Origin of the sequence: Subtercola boreus (assembly GCF_003399645.1) — a bacterium.
GTDB lineage: Bacteria > Actinomycetota > Actinomycetes > Actinomycetales > Microbacteriaceae > Subtercola > Subtercola boreus_A.
The window spans coordinates 278324-291373 of sequence record NZ_NBXD01000030.1 but is presented as its reverse complement, the minus strand read 5'-3'; the positions used below and the strand labels follow the sequence as shown (position 1 = coordinate 291373).

Below are 13050 nucleotides of genomic sequence, written 5' to 3'. Positions count from 1 at the left end.
AGGGTATTGAGACACTGGTCCTGCGCCTCTCTGCGCTCAACACCGACGTTGAAGGAGTCGACCATGACCATCCAATCCCCCGTGAACACTATCGTGGCCCCCGTGCCCCTGCCCGTTCCGGCAGGTGTCGACGACGAGATCGCGGCGGCGGTGACGGCTCTGTACACCGATGGCGTGACGGCGAAGAAGGGTGCCTTCTCGACCGCCTGGGCCGACGAGCTGCGCGAAGACATCGAGGTTGCGCTGGCCGAGGCGCACTCCCGACCGAACGGCGCCGTCGGCCGCGGGCCCAAGCGCTACTACGTCGAGATGCACCCTGAGCAGATGCGGGGCTGGCTCGAACTCGTCGATCACCCGTGGGTGCGATCCGTCTGTGAGGCGACCCTCGGGCCCGACTACCGGATCATCGAACTCGGCTTCGACGTTCCCGGACCCGGCGCGAAGAACCAGCCCTGGCACCGCGACTTCCCGATGCCCGACGTGACGCGTGAGACCGGCCGGCTGACGTCGCTTGCGTTCAATGCGACAGCGGTCGACACCGACGAAGACATGGGGCCGTTCGAGATCGCGCAGTCCACCCAGTTCGACCTGCCCACCGGCTTCGAGCACGAGATGTTCCCGTCGAAGGACTCATACGGGCGCTATGAGGGGCTCGCGGTGCGCAAGTACCCGAAGCGGGGAGACCTGTCGGCCCGATCGGCGCTGACGATCCACCGCGGCACCGAGAATCACTCCGAGAAGTCCCGCCCGGTACTCGTGCTCGGTGTCGATGCACCCGGTGCGGGCAACGCCGAACACCACGACATGGCGGTGACCCGCGGGTTCTACGACAGCCTGCCGCAGCGCGTGCGCGACCACCTCGCCTGCCCGGTGGTCGACGTGCTGGTGCCGATCACCCAGAAGCACTCGATCGAGGGCCTCATGATGGGGGAGGCGTAGGGGCGCGGGGCAGGCGGCGCGGGGCGCTAGCGCAGAGCGCGAGCTGCCGCAACGGCCGACGGGGGCACCGCGGTCGCGATTAGGGTGAGAGCTCGACCGACAGAACCGAGGAACCATGAACATCTCATCGCTCACCAGCAACATCAACGAGGCACTCGCGTCGCACGGCGGCGGCCCGCTCGTCACCGTGAAGGCGAACGAGGGCGACGAGAAGAGCACTGTGTTCGGCAAACTCGGCGGGCGTGATGTGCGAGTCGAGTTCACGGAGACCGCCGGCTCACCCGACCGCGGTCATCTCGTGGCACTGTTCGACGAGCAGAGTGGTGAGCAGCTCGGCCGCGGCGACAGCGGCGCGAACTTCGCCGACGCGATCGACGGCTACAGCTGGAACGGAGCGCTCACCGCGCTCAGCGAACTCTCCTAGCGGAGCTCGCGGGGGGATCTGGCCGGGGACAGCTATGACCAGTGAGGGTTTGTTGGCGCCGGGTGTGGAGGTCGTTCACCTCGACGCCGGCAAATGGATGATCAGAAGAGCAGAGTCGCCTTTTGGAGCATGCGAGCTCATCGGGTTCATCCATACGCACCACGGGATGCACGAGGCGCTCTGCGTGGGGGCGACACCCACCCCCGTGTACGCGCCGACGTTCGACTGCGCGCTGCAACTCGTGATCACCTCCGACGGGGTTACCGATCCCGCAGCAGCCAGGGCCGGAGCGCCCGGGTGACGAACGGCAGGGCGAGGTAGGTCATGATGGGCGTCAGCAGCAGCACCGTGACGAGCACGCGTGCCCACACGGGCCAGTCGCCGAGGAGGGGCGCGACAAGATAGTTGGCGAGCACGCTCAGCGGGTAGAACACAATGAAGATCGAGATCATCTGTTTCCACCGCGGTGGTGTTCGGGGTGCCGAGGTGACCACCTCCACCGACGAAGGCACGTCGAACCATCCCTCGATGCCGGAGCGACGCTCCTGGTCGCCGTGTTCGACGAGGCCCTGCCCGGTGGAGACCCACCAGGCGCGCTCGGGTGATCCCTCCCAGACGTCGAGGCTCGCGGTGTCGGCGAAGCGGAAGAGCATGTGCCAGTCGGGCGAGGAGGGGTCGGGGCGAATCCAGCCCGAACCCAGGTAGCCCGGAAAGACGCTGATCAGGTCCTGGCCCGAGCGCGCCCAGGCGGCTGCTTCGCGGGCCCGTTCGGGTGAGACGGTGCGGGTCACGGCGACGGTGATGGGCTCGGTTTCGATCATGCTCCCAGTCTGCCCCGGGAGCCGGCTCGCCACAGCCTGGGCCGGGCACCCGCTGAGCGCCACCCGGCGCAACAATCGCCGAGCGCCGCAGGTGGATCGGCAGTACCCTTGGTGCACCCATGGCAGACCAGAACGCACCACAGACATCCACGACCGATTCCCTCGAAGCACGGCTCGACGCCTCTGCCGAGCGCGACGGCACTGCCGGCACCGCCCGGCGGGCCCGCGCGCTGCTCGAGGGCGCCTACGAGGGCGAGGAGTTTCTGCGCGTCGTCGGAGGTCCGCACGCCGAGGGCATCCTGAACGGAGCCCCGGCGCTGTACTGGCCCGAACTGTGGGGTGCGCGCGCCCTGCTCTACGTGTGGGACGATTCGGCTGCACCGGCTGTCGTTATGGGACTCACCAACCAGTCGTGGCGGGTGCGGGAGATGTGTGCGAAGGTCTGCGCCCTGCGCGCCCTCGGTACGCCCCAGCACTTCGCCCGGCTGACCACCGACGAGCACGCCCGCGTGCGCGCCGCCGCAGCCAGGGCGCTGGCCGAGGTCGGGGATGCCGCCAGCGCCGACACCCTCGAGGGCATGCTGCGCGACCGCGACAAAGAGGTGCGCCGCGCCGCACAGCAGTCCCACCGGGCCCTTCTCTCACGCCTAGAGGAGTAGCTCCGCGGCCCGTTTTGCGCAAAGGCACCTGAAACTGTAGGTTTCGGTGCCTTTGCGCAAAATGGTCGGGTCAGGCTCGGCGTCAGGCGGCGAGGGCCGGCACGCGGGCGGGTCGCACGATGAACCACAGCGACAGGATGCCCGCCAGGGCGGTGCCGGCCATCACGACCGCCATCGGGGTGGCGCTGCCGATGCCCATCAGCCCGACGAGGGGTGAGATGAGACCGGCCAGGCCGAAGTTGGCGGCTCCCAGGAGGGACGCTGCGGTGCCCGCCTCGTGGCCGTGCGCATTGAGGGCGAGCACCTGAACGCACGGCAGTGTCAATCCGCAGCAGAAGATGAAGAACCAGAGCGGAACGAGCGTGCCCCAGAGCCCGAACCCGACACGGTCGAATGCCACGATCAGCAGGGCGCAGACGAAGAGCGCCGACGTCGAGAAGGCGATGATCCACTGCGGCGCGATGAACTTCGTGAGACGCGCCGTCAGCTGCGTTCCCCCGACGATGCCGAGGGAGTTGATCGCGAAGAACAGGCCGAACTGCTGGGCGTCGAACCCGTGGACCTGTTGGAACAGGAACGAGCTCGCCGAGAGGTAGGAGAACAGGCCCGAGAACGTCATGCCGCCGATGAGCGCGACCCCCACGAAGACGGGGTCGGTCAGCACGGCCCGATAGCGCTGGCCGGTGGTCGAATGGCCGGGGTCATGCCGCGCCTCCTTCGGCAGGGTCTCGACGATGAAGACCGAGGCCACCGCGACGACGATCGCGCCGTAGGCCGCGAGAAACCAGAAGATTCCCCGCCAGTTCGTGACGAGCAGGAGCTGCGACCCGATCACCGGGGCCAGGATCGGTGCCAGCCCCGACACCAGCGCGAGGCGGGAGAGCATCACGACGAGCGGACGCCCGCCGAACAGGTCGCGCACCATGGCCATCGCGACGACGACTCCGGCCGCGGCTCCGACGCCCTGCAGCACGCGGAACGCGCCGAGACTCCAGATGTCCGGTGCCAGGGCGGCCCCCACGCACGCCAGAACATGCAGCGACGAGGCGGCGATGATGGGCATCCGTCGTCCCACCCGGTCGCTCCACGGACCGACCAGCAGTTGGCCGAGCGCGAAGCCGAGGGTCGTGCCCGTGAGGGTGAGCTGGATGAGTGTGGCCGGCACATCGAGGTCGGTCTCGAGAACCGGAAAGGCGGGCAGGTAGAGATCGATCGTGAACGGGCCGAGCGCGGTGAGGGCACCGAGGATGAGGACGTAGCCGAGACGCTCCCGCCGGGAGAGGGCGTCGCCTCGGTGGATGGTGGCGCTGGTGATGGAGGGCTCCGATCGTGGTGCGAAAAAGGGGGTGCCCGCCGCCGTCAGGCCCGGGGTGGGACTGCCGTTCCGGGCGGCACACCGAGCAGCACTCCCAGCACCTCGCCCAGGGGCCCGGCCAGGTCGTCGACGGTTGCCGAGGTGAGTGGTTCCAGGCCTGTCGATGACCTCAACAACACCATACCCATTGCCGCCGAAATGGCGAGCTGGGCCCGCAGTACCCGGTCGTCGCCCGATCGCCCTGCTGGCCATCCGGACGTTGCCGCCATGCGCTCAGCGAACCTCTGCAGGGTGTTCCGCCTGATGAGGTCGGCTCGCTCGTCGCCCGACGACCGCAGAAGCATCAGCAGTTGCAGCGACTGTTCGCCACTGGGGGAGTCGGCGACCTGGTGGATGATCGTCTCGATGATCTGCGTGAGGCTCGACGGCTCGGCGTCCTGCCGGTCGAGCTCCCTGCCGACGTGCGCGAGGCACGCCTCGAACAACCCTTCCTTGGAGCTGAAGTAGCGGTTGATCAGGGCGACGTTCACCCCGGCGTCGGCGGCGATCACCCGCACTGTCGTGGCGGCGTAGCCGTCGAGAGCGAAGCGCCGCCGGGCCGCAGCGAGCAGCGCCTGGCGGGTGGTGTCGGCGTCGCGCGGGCGGGCGGGTGAGAACGCCGCGTCTGCCGCCGGGGTGATTGTGGGGGGTGGGGGCGTGTTCATGGTTCTGCTCCTTCGCAGTTCGAGGCTACCGGCGCCGGCGCCGGATGTAAACAGTTATTGACTTGCGGTGCCAGATCGGTAGACTCACCTCAAGTCAGCAATTGTTTACACAACGGGAGAATGATGTCGAACACGATCCAGGAGCCGCGCACCGGCTCCGTTCCGACGGCTGCGGGTCGCCGGAGGCCGAACACCACCCTCATCGTCATCTACCTGTCGCTGGGTGGGTTGTCGTTCGCCGTGCTGCAGTCGCTCGTCGCGCCGGCGCTCGCCACGATCGGCCGCGACCTCAGCGTGTCGACCAGTGACGCCTCATGGATCCTCACGGCCTACCTGCTCTCGGCGGCGGTGCTGACACCCATCTTCGGGCGGCTCGGTGACATGGTCGGCAAACGCCGCATCCTGATCGTGGTGCTCTCGCTGCTGCTCGTCGGAACCCTGCTGGCGGCACTCGCCCCGAACCTCGGCGTGCTGATCGCGGGTCGGGCGCTGCAGGGAGCGGCCGGGGCGATTCTGCCCCTCTCGATCGGCGTCGTGCGCGACGAGCTGCCGCGTGACAAGGTCGGTGTCACCATCGGGCTGCTCTCGGCGATCTTCGGCATCGGGGCCGGCGTGGGCATTGTCGCGGCCGGGCCGATCGTCGAGAACCTGTCGTGGCACTGGCTGTTCTGGCTGCCCGCGATCCTCATCGTGATCGCCCTCGTCGGTGTCATCTTCGGGATGCCCGAGTCTCCCGTGAAGAAGCCGGGGCGACTCGATCTGGTCGGGGCCGGCATCCTGAGCGTGTCGCTCGTCTCTCTGCTGCTCGCGATCAGTGAGGGTGAGAACTGGGGCTGGGGAGACGGCAAGACGCTCGGCCTCCTGGCCCTCGGAGCGGTGGCACTCGTGGTGTTCGTCGTCGTCGAGCTGCGCGTGAAGGAGCCGTTGATCGACATGCGACTCATGAAGATCCGCGGCGTGTGGACGGCGCACGTCGTCGCCCTGGTCTTCGGTTTCGCGATGTTCGGCACGTTCGTGCTGGTGCCGACGCTGCTGCAGCTGCCGACCGCGACAGGTTACGGCTTCGGGGAGTCGGTGTCGTCGGCCGGGCTGTTCCTGCTGCCCACCGTGCTGATGATGATCGTTGCCGGGCCGGTCGCAGGCATCCTGGTGCGAAAGACCGGGCCCAAGCCGCCCATGCTGCTCGGTGCGGTCTTCGTGACGGCGGCGTTCATTCTGCCGGCGATCGACCACAGCCAGCTCTGGCAGGTCGTCGTGTCGGGCATCCTGACCGGTGCGGGTATCGGCCTCGCTCTCGCCTCGACCTCGAACGCGATCATCGAGAGCGTGCCGGCCACGCAGACCGGCGAGGCGATCAGCGTCAACACCATCGCGCGCACCATCGGCAGCAGCGTGGGCACCGCCGTCATCGCGGCACTGATCTCGTCGCACAGCTCTGCGCAGGGGCTGCCCCTCGACGACGCGTTCACCATCGGCTTCTGGGCGTGCGCCGGTGTCGCTGTGCTCGCAATCGTGGGGGCCCTGCTCGCCCCGTCGATGCGGCAGCGCCGCGCCCAGGCGCTCGCCCTCGGCGTCGACGACTTCCCGGCTGACGCTCCCGCCCGCTGACGTCGCCTGCCCGCTGACGCTCCTGCCCGCTGGCGTCGACTGCCGGCCTCGAACCCGGGTTCGCGATCGCTTCCCTCAGCGGTCGCGGTCGCGCACGCGGCGGGCAACGCGCATGTCGAGCGCCGAGAGTTCGTCGAGGATGGCTGCCACCGCCCAGACTCGGTTCCGCTGCCGCTTGGTGATCTGACGCAGAATGCCCGCCGTCTCGAGTCGGTCGAGGGCGGTGTAGATGCTGGAGGTCGACGCGCCGGTGAGGTCTTCGGCCTCCTCGGCGCTGATCACCGGATGCTCGAGCAGAAGCCCGAGCAGAAGCGCGGTCGCGCTGTTGGCCCGGGCATCGACCGCTTCGGCCCATTCCCGGGGAAGCGCCCTGATCGCACGCACGCTCTCAGCCGCCTCCTCGCTCGAGACCCGCGTCGCTACCGCAAGACTGCGGACGATCGGTTCCGGGTCGCCCGCGCGGTAGCGGGTGAGCGTGTCGAAGTAGGCGTCAATATCGGCCGCCAGCGCTGCCGCGATCGGAGGCGTCGTGTTTCTCGTGAATCCGCGCCGTCGCAGTATCGCGCCGATCAGCGCCCTGCCGATCCGGCCGTTGCCGTCGGTGAAGGGGTGGATGGATTCAAACTGCGCATGCGCGACCGCGGCCTGGCTGAGTACCGGAACGTCGTCTCGGTTCACGAAGACCAGCAGGTCTTCGATCAGCGCGCCCACCCTGTGCGGGTCGGGCGAAATGTGCACAGCGCCGATCGGGGAGAAGTCGTTCCCGCCGATCCAATTCTGCATGTCCCTGACTCTGCCTGCGTACGACGCTTCCATCGGATCGTCTGCCATAAGCGTTCGGTGTGCAGCGAGCAGCGATTCCAGGCTGATCGCCCCCGTTCGGCCTGCGTCGTCGATCACCCGGGTGTAGCCGCTCGATGCAGCGACCATCGACGTTGCGCTCTCGTTGGACCGGATGCCCGCAATTGCCCGTGCGAAGTCTTCGACAGACGCCTCGACCTGCTCGATCTTCGACGAGGCGATCGACTCGGTGCGCAGAAGGAATGTGGAGACTGCCACGCTGCCCGGCCCCGCGTCGGCCTCGAGGCCGGCGAGCGCCAGGCTGGCGGCCTCCTGCCTGGACTGGATCTCCGCCGAGGCGCGGAAGGTGCGATCGGCGATGAATGGTGGAATGCTCGGGGTGACCTCTCGCAGCACTCGGTCTTCACGTGGCCCGCGACCGCTGCGGTTCTGCCATGGCACGGTCTCGGCGCCGTGCGCGGGCCAGTCAGAGAGGTCGTCGATCTGCTCTTCGGGCACGGTGACCTCCATAAGTCGGAATAGTGCCCATCTTATTCCGACTTATGCGCGTAAGTCGGAATAGTGGCGGCCTTATTCCGCCTTAGGTGGCGAGCGCGGCGAGGGCGCGGAATGGGCCGACCAGGTCGGCCGCGAAACGTTCGGCGGCCGCGAGGGTGGCGTCGTGATCGGCGAAGCAGCCCGCGACGGTCGGCACCTCGCCGAACAGCCATCAGCCGAGCAGAAGCGAGAACGCGAGCACCACGTACAGCAGCGAGCCACCCTGGGCGACGCTGGTGCGCGCGAGGGAGCACCGCAACGGAATGGATGTCGCCGAGGAGCTGGTGCCGGGTGAGTTCGTCGACGCGGCCCTCGAGTTCACCGCCCTCCAGCGAAGCGCGGGGGAGTCCAGCGACGCCGCGGCCGCGCTCGTGCAGTTACTCGGCGGCCTGTTCCGCGACGACTCCGACACCCGCAGGCACTGGCTCATCTGGTTCGACTTCTGGTCGGCGAGCGGGGTGTGAAGCAGGGCGCCCTCGTCTGCGCCGATCCGGCCGGTTTCGCCGTGGAGACCGCGGCCATGGTCGACGGTCTCGCTGTGCAGTGTTACAGCCGCGCCTCCCCGTATTCTGTGCAGACCGTCCGCGAGCTGCTCCTCGGCTTCGTGCGCGCCCGCCTCGCCATCGCGCCCTGACCTCACGGTCGCAGGCATCGAGCCATCCTCGAGGCGTCGAGCTGGCGTCGGCGAACGACGACGGGGTCAGCCCGGGAGGAGCTCGCGAATCGAGGCCATGTAGGCGTCTTGGTCGAACTCGTCGAAGAGGGCCGACTGCACGATGTAGCCCTGGGCGAGGCCGATCGCCACGGGAATGAGGCGTGCGGCCCAGGCGCGGGCTCCCGCGGCATCCAAGCCCTCCTGCTCGGTAGCCCAGGCCGTGAAGTAGGCCAGGTAGGCCTGCCGGAGTTCGGCGAAGACCGAGAGAAGCAGCTCTTTCACGCCCGCTTCGATGGTCGCCTGCCCCCACACCTGCAACAGCAGGGCCGGATGCGCCACATCGCCTGCGATACCTCTCATCACGCGCGCCACGACCACGCCGGGGGCGGGCACCGGATGCGTGGCGGCCAGCTCACGCAGATCATCCATCCGGTTGCCGATCACGTGCGAGGCGACGGCCATGATGATGTCGTGTTTGCTCTCGAAGTGCCCGTAGATCGCCCCGGCCGAGAGGCCGGACTCGGCGATGATGTCGGACATCGATGTGCCCCTGAATCCCTTACTGGCGAAGCAGCGCAGGGCGGCGGCCGTGATCTCTTCGCGACGCGCGTCGCGGTACTGCTGTGTCACCTTGGGCATGACGTCTCACCTCACAAACAGAATATTCGTTCTTGACGGCCGAGGTGGGCAGTTCGATAATTAAAGAAAGAACGTTCTGTTTTGAAAGGTAATCATGAGCATCGACCGCCTCACCCCACCGCCCACTCCGTGGAAGCGCATCGTCGGCGTCGGACTGGTGCTGGCCGTTCTCGTGTCGATCGTCGTGCTGGCGTTCTCGTGGCCGACCGTCACCTCGTCGGTGAGGGGTGTGCCGCTCTCGATCGCCGGGCCCGCCGCCGCTGTGACCCAGGTCGAGTCCGCGCTCACCGCGGCCGCACCCGACACCTTCGCTTTCGCCGAAGCGAGCGACCGGGCGGAGGCGGTCAGCCGGATCGAGCATCGCGAGGCCTATGGAGCGATCGTGTTGGGCGCGGACCCCGAGGTTCTCACCTCGTCGGCAGCGAGTCCCATCGTGAGCCAACTGCTGACCGGGCTCGCCCCGAGACTGCAGGCACAGCTGACGGCAGCCCTCGCCGCTGCTGGGGCGCCCGCAGGCCAGGCCGTGACCGTCGCCGTCACCGATGTGGTGCCGCTCGCCGCATCCGACCCCCGCGGTGTCGGGCTGACCGCGGCGGCATTCCCACTGACGCTGGGCGGGATGCTCGGGGGAATCCTCGCATCGACTCTCATCGTCGGTGCGTGGCGCCGGGTTGTCGCCATCTCGGTCTATGTGGTGGTGGGCGGACTGGCTCTGGGCGGCATCCTGCAGGGCTGGTTCGGAGCGCTGCAGGGCGACTACCTCGCGAACTCCGGTGCCATCGCGCTCACCCTGCTCGCTGTCAGCGCCACGATCGTCGGGGTCTCGTCGCTCGTCGGCCGCGCCGGGATCGCCGTCGGGCCGGTGCTGTTCCTGCTCATCGCCAATCCCCTCTCGGCGGCGACCCAGCCGCTCGAGTTCCTCCCGGCGCCGTGGGGGGCGATCGGACAGTGGTTCCCGCCGGGAGCGGGTGCCACGCTGCTTCGCGACCTCTCCTACTTCCCTTCGGCCTCGGTACTGTTCCCGTGGCTGGTGCTCGCCGGCTGGGCCGTGCTCGGGCTCGCTCTCGCGCTCATCGGGCACTTCCGTGAGGGTGTGAAGGTCGACTTCGTGAACGAGGTCGCCGCACAGCCTCGCCCTCTGCCAGACGCCGCGCCGGCGCACGCGCGTCACGCCGTGGCGGGCTGACCTGCGATTTCTGTGTGGTTTCACATGTGACGATCGTGTTTCAGCTCTGTTGAAGTGACCCGAAAAACGCCCTAATGGGTTCAAGCCGCTCTGGCGGCAGAGCGAACCGATCATGGCGCAAGGGGATGGTTTCGATGACTGCTTCAGCGAGAACGGGTTCCACATCTTCGACGGGTTCCGCGCCCGCGCTGAAACGTACGGTCGGATTCTGGGGTCTCACCTTCGTCTCGCTCGGCTCCATCATCGGCTCCGGCTGGTTGCTCGGCGCGCTGACGGCCGCGAAATTCGCGGGCGGGTCGGCGCTCATCTCCTGGGTGCTGGCGGCCATCATGCTGATCGTTCTGGCGCTGATCCACGCCGACCTAGGCGGCGCCTACCCGGTTGCCGGGGGAACGGCCCGGTACCCGCACTACGCCTTCGGCGGGTTCGCCGGCTTCACCGCCGGGTGGGTGACGTATCTGCAGGCCGTCTTCATCGCGCCGCTCGAGGTCGAGGCATCGCTCAGCTATGTCAACTCGGTGGGCAGCATCAGCACCGACTTTCCGCTGATCAACACCGATGGCACCCTCACCGGTCAGGGCATCGTGGTCGGCATTCTCGCTATGCTGCTGTTCACGTTCGTGAACCTCGGTGGCGCACGATGGTTGAGCGACAGCAACACGGGAATCGTCATCTGGAAGACCCTCGTACCGCTGCTCACGATCGTCGTACTCATCTCGCTCAGCTTCCACCCCGAGAACTTCACCGCCAACGGTGGCTTCGCGCCGTTCGGGTTCCACGGCATCTTTGCCGCGCTGCCGGCCGGTGTGGTTTTCGCCCTGCAGGGCTTCGAGCAGGCGTCGCAGATGGCTGGGGAGGCCAAGAACCCCAAGAAGGATGTCGCGCGGGCGATCATCCTGGCCATGGCGATCGGGGCGCTGCTGTACCTGCTGCTCGAGGTGGCGTTCGTCGGTTCGCTCGACCCGGCGACCCTGCTCAAGAACGGCTGGGAGAACCCCATCGGCGAGGGCGACTACGGGCCGTACTACACGCTGGCGCTGGCGGCCGGAGCGGGCTGGCTCGCCGCCATCCTGATCATCGATGCCGTCGTCTCGCCCGGCGGCACCGGCCTGATCTACGTCGGCACGACGGCGCGCATCTCGTACGCCCTCGGTCTGCCGAACGGTCTCACGCGCATCTCGGCCCGCGGCGTACCCATCTGGTCGATCGGCCTGGCGAGTCTGCTCGGCATCGCTGCGCTGTTGGTGCCCGGTTCAGGATGGCTGCAGCTCGTCGGCTACATCACGGGGGCGACCGCCATCATGTATGCCTTCGCCCCGATCTCACTCGCGGCGCTCCGCCTGGCCGACCTCAAGCGGGAGCACCCGTACACGGTTCCCGCGCCGATGTTCCTGCTTCCGCTCGGCTTCGTCTTCGCCAACCTGATCATCTACTGGGGTGGGTTCGACGCGACCTGGCGGTTGTCTGCGGCCGTTCTGGTGGGGCAGATCCTCTTCGTCATCGCAGCCCTGGTGAAAGCGAGGAACGTGAACCTCGCTAAGGCGAGGTGGCAGTCCGCGCTCTGGATCTGGCCGTGGTTGATCGGCATGTGCATCCTCGGCTACCTCGGCGACTTCGGTACGACCCAGCTGAACGTGTTGCCGGCTGACTGGGACACGCTGATCGTCGCAGCCTTCGCGGTCGCGATCTTCTACTTCGCGGTGAGCAGGCGCATGTCGAGCGATGATGTCGAGGCCCAGGTGGAGGAGGACATCGAGCAGGAGGAGGAGACGGGCGGCGCACCCGTCGTGCACACCGCCTGAAACCCGCGAGCCAGAGTGACTCCTGGATCGACCTCTACATCCGGTAGACTTTGTTGGCCCGAGTCCATCACCACCTTCAGGGGTCCTCCTATGGGAAATCTCACCTACGGCCCGGCAGCCAAAGTCATCGCTATCGACGATCGCGACCTCGCTCACCTGCAGGTCGTCATGCTCGCCAAACTGCGCCGTGGCGAAGCCTTCGCGTTCAGCTGGGATCGCTCCGCCGACTTCGGCAGCGGTCACAACACGCTCTGGATCCACCCCTCCACCTACGTCGAATTCAACTTCTTCGGTTCGAAGAAGATCCCGCTGAACCGCACGTGGGTCGATGCTCTGATGAAGCGTGCCAACAGCTCGGCAGGTCTCGAACTCATCTCCGAGGTCGACGCCGAGGCGGCCAACCGGGGCCTGGTCGCCCCCGCTCCCGCCTGATGATCACCGAACAGATCGACCTCACCCGTCGAATGGACGAACGGTTCAAGGCCGAGACCACCTGGTCTGTGGCCATGAGCTACGACGAACCGGTCTGGTACCGCCGGCTGCTGTCGGCGCTGGTTCTCGTGGTCGGCGACAGCGAGATCCGGTACTTCAGTTCCACCTATGCGGTGACGAAGGGTGAAGACACCTCCCTCGTCGACGTGGTCGTGCTCACCGACGAGATCATCGCCTACGCGGCTTTCTCCTCCGACCCGCAGGCTCCCGAGCTGCAGCTGAACGTCGTCGCCCTCGCCCGCCGGTCGCTGACCGGCTTCGGAGTCGCGGTCTCCGATGACGAAGACCTGACGATCAGCGTCTCCTATCCCGGTTTCGACAAGACGCTGCCCCTGGGCAGCTCCGACTGGCCGCACCGCGAGACCGAGACGTTCAACCTCATCGAGTGCCTGCGCCAGGACCTGGTCTCCTGAGCGTCGCCCGCCCGAATGCACATTCGGGCGGGTTTGGCGATCCCTCACCGGTTTC

Annotated in this window: 16 protein-coding genes; 11 read left to right on the top strand and 5 right to left on the bottom strand. The window is 67.6% G+C overall.

Annotated elements, in window-relative coordinates; genetic code table 11:
* Positions 1 to 63: 63 nt before the first annotated feature.
* From B7R24_RS16060 to B7R24_RS17375, 3 genes are all read left to right on the top strand, one after another.
* On the top strand, positions 64 to 939 hold the full coding sequence (locus tag B7R24_RS16060) for a phytanoyl-CoA dioxygenase family protein (protein ID WP_116419951.1): 876 nt from the start codon (positions 64 to 66) through the stop codon (positions 937 to 939).
* A 115-nt stretch (positions 940 to 1054) separates the two neighbouring features.
* Positions 1055 to 1363, top strand: a complete 309-nt coding sequence (locus tag B7R24_RS16055) for a hypothetical protein (protein WP_116419950.1) — start codon at positions 1055 to 1057, stop codon at positions 1361 to 1363.
* Positions 1364 to 1397: 34 nt separating this feature from the next.
* The gene (locus B7R24_RS17375) at positions 1398 to 1664 is read left to right on the top strand and encodes a hypothetical protein (protein ID WP_147304073.1); all 267 of its coding nucleotides are present in this window, start codon (positions 1398 to 1400) and stop codon (positions 1662 to 1664) included.
* Here B7R24_RS17375 and B7R24_RS16050 read toward each other — a convergent pair.
* Positions 1624 to 2184 carry an antibiotic biosynthesis monooxygenase gene (locus tag B7R24_RS16050; protein WP_116419949.1) on the bottom strand — a complete coding sequence of 187 codons (561 nt, stop codon included), beginning with the start codon at positions 2182 to 2184 and terminating at the stop codon, positions 1624 to 1626. The genes B7R24_RS17375 and B7R24_RS16050 overlap by 41 nt on opposite strands.
* A 119-nt stretch (positions 2185 to 2303) precedes the next feature.
* Here B7R24_RS16050 and B7R24_RS16045 point away from each other — a divergent pair, with 119 nt between their 5' ends.
* Positions 2304 to 2843 carry a HEAT repeat domain-containing protein gene (locus B7R24_RS16045; protein ID WP_116419948.1) on the top strand — a complete coding sequence of 180 codons (540 nt, stop codon included), beginning with the start codon at positions 2304 to 2306 and terminating at the stop codon, positions 2841 to 2843.
* An 82-nt stretch (positions 2844 to 2925) separates the two neighbouring features.
* On the opposite strand, the gene B7R24_RS16040 is transcribed toward B7R24_RS16045, so the two are convergent.
* Together B7R24_RS16040 and B7R24_RS16035 are read right to left on the bottom strand one after the other, a co-directional pair.
* Positions 2926 to 4158 carry a multidrug effflux MFS transporter gene (locus B7R24_RS16040; RefSeq protein WP_116420031.1) on the bottom strand — a complete coding sequence of 411 codons (1233 nt, stop codon included), beginning with the start codon at positions 4156 to 4158 and terminating at the stop codon, positions 2926 to 2928.
* Between the two features lie 44 nt (positions 4159 to 4202).
* Entirely contained in the window at positions 4203 to 4862 is a 660-nt protein-coding gene (locus B7R24_RS16035; RefSeq protein ID WP_172582873.1) for a TetR/AcrR family transcriptional regulator, read from the bottom strand.
* A 123-nt stretch (positions 4863 to 4985) separates the two neighbouring features.
* On the opposite strand from B7R24_RS16035, the gene B7R24_RS16030 reads away from it, so the two are divergent.
* On the top strand, positions 4986 to 6470 hold the full coding sequence (locus B7R24_RS16030; RefSeq protein ID WP_116419947.1) for an MFS transporter: 1485 nt from the start codon (positions 4986 to 4988) through the stop codon (positions 6468 to 6470).
* Between the two features lie 75 nt (positions 6471 to 6545).
* Here the strand turns inward: B7R24_RS16030 and B7R24_RS18335 are convergent, their stop codons facing one another.
* Positions 6546 to 7769, bottom strand: a complete 1224-nt coding sequence (locus B7R24_RS18335) for a Fic family protein (protein ID WP_301182494.1) — start codon at positions 7767 to 7769, stop codon at positions 6546 to 6548.
* Positions 7770 to 8044: 275 nt separating this feature from the next.
* On the opposite strand from B7R24_RS18335, the gene B7R24_RS16020 reads away from it, so the two are divergent.
* Both B7R24_RS16020 and B7R24_RS16015 read left to right on the top strand, forming a co-directional pair.
* Positions 8045 to 8272 (top strand): hypothetical protein, encoded by a 228-nt coding sequence (locus tag B7R24_RS16020; RefSeq protein WP_147304072.1) that lies wholly within the window; start codon positions 8045 to 8047, stop codon positions 8270 to 8272.
* Positions 8269 to 8442, top strand: coding sequence for a hypothetical protein (locus B7R24_RS16015; RefSeq protein WP_172582872.1), 174 nt, complete (start codon positions 8269 to 8271; stop codon positions 8440 to 8442). Before B7R24_RS16020 ends, B7R24_RS16015 begins: the two co-directional genes overlap by 4 nt.
* 66 nt (positions 8443 to 8508) lie before the next feature.
* Here B7R24_RS16015 and B7R24_RS16010 read toward each other — a convergent pair whose 3' ends face one another.
* Complete coding sequence (locus tag B7R24_RS16010) at positions 8509 to 9102, bottom strand: TetR/AcrR family transcriptional regulator (RefSeq protein WP_116419944.1); 594 nt, start codon at positions 9100 to 9102, stop codon at positions 8509 to 8511.
* A gap of 94 nt (positions 9103 to 9196) precedes the next feature.
* Between B7R24_RS16010 and B7R24_RS16005 the strand changes: the two genes are divergently transcribed.
* The 4 genes from B7R24_RS16005 (at position 9197) to B7R24_RS15990 (ending at position 12995) form a co-directional block, all read left to right on the top strand.
* Positions 9197 to 10288: an ABC transporter permease gene (locus B7R24_RS16005; RefSeq protein ID WP_116419943.1), complete on the top strand. Its 1092-nt coding sequence runs from the start codon at positions 9197 to 9199 to the stop codon at positions 10286 to 10288.
* 134 nt (positions 10289 to 10422) lie between these two features.
* A complete protein-coding gene (locus B7R24_RS16000; RefSeq protein WP_116420028.1) occupies positions 10423 to 12090 on the top strand; it encodes an APC family permease in 1668 nt (555 codons plus the stop codon).
* A gap of 90 nt (positions 12091 to 12180) precedes the next feature.
* Positions 12181 to 12522 carry a DUF7882 family protein gene (locus tag B7R24_RS15995; RefSeq protein ID WP_116419942.1) on the top strand — a complete coding sequence of 114 codons (342 nt, stop codon included), beginning with the start codon at positions 12181 to 12183 and terminating at the stop codon, positions 12520 to 12522.
* On the top strand, positions 12522 to 12995 hold the full coding sequence (locus B7R24_RS15990; protein WP_116419941.1) for a hypothetical protein: 474 nt from the start codon (positions 12522 to 12524) through the stop codon (positions 12993 to 12995). The genes B7R24_RS15995 and B7R24_RS15990 overlap by 1 nt, the downstream gene beginning before the upstream one ends.
* The last annotated feature ends 55 nt before the right edge of the window (positions 12996 to 13050 follow it).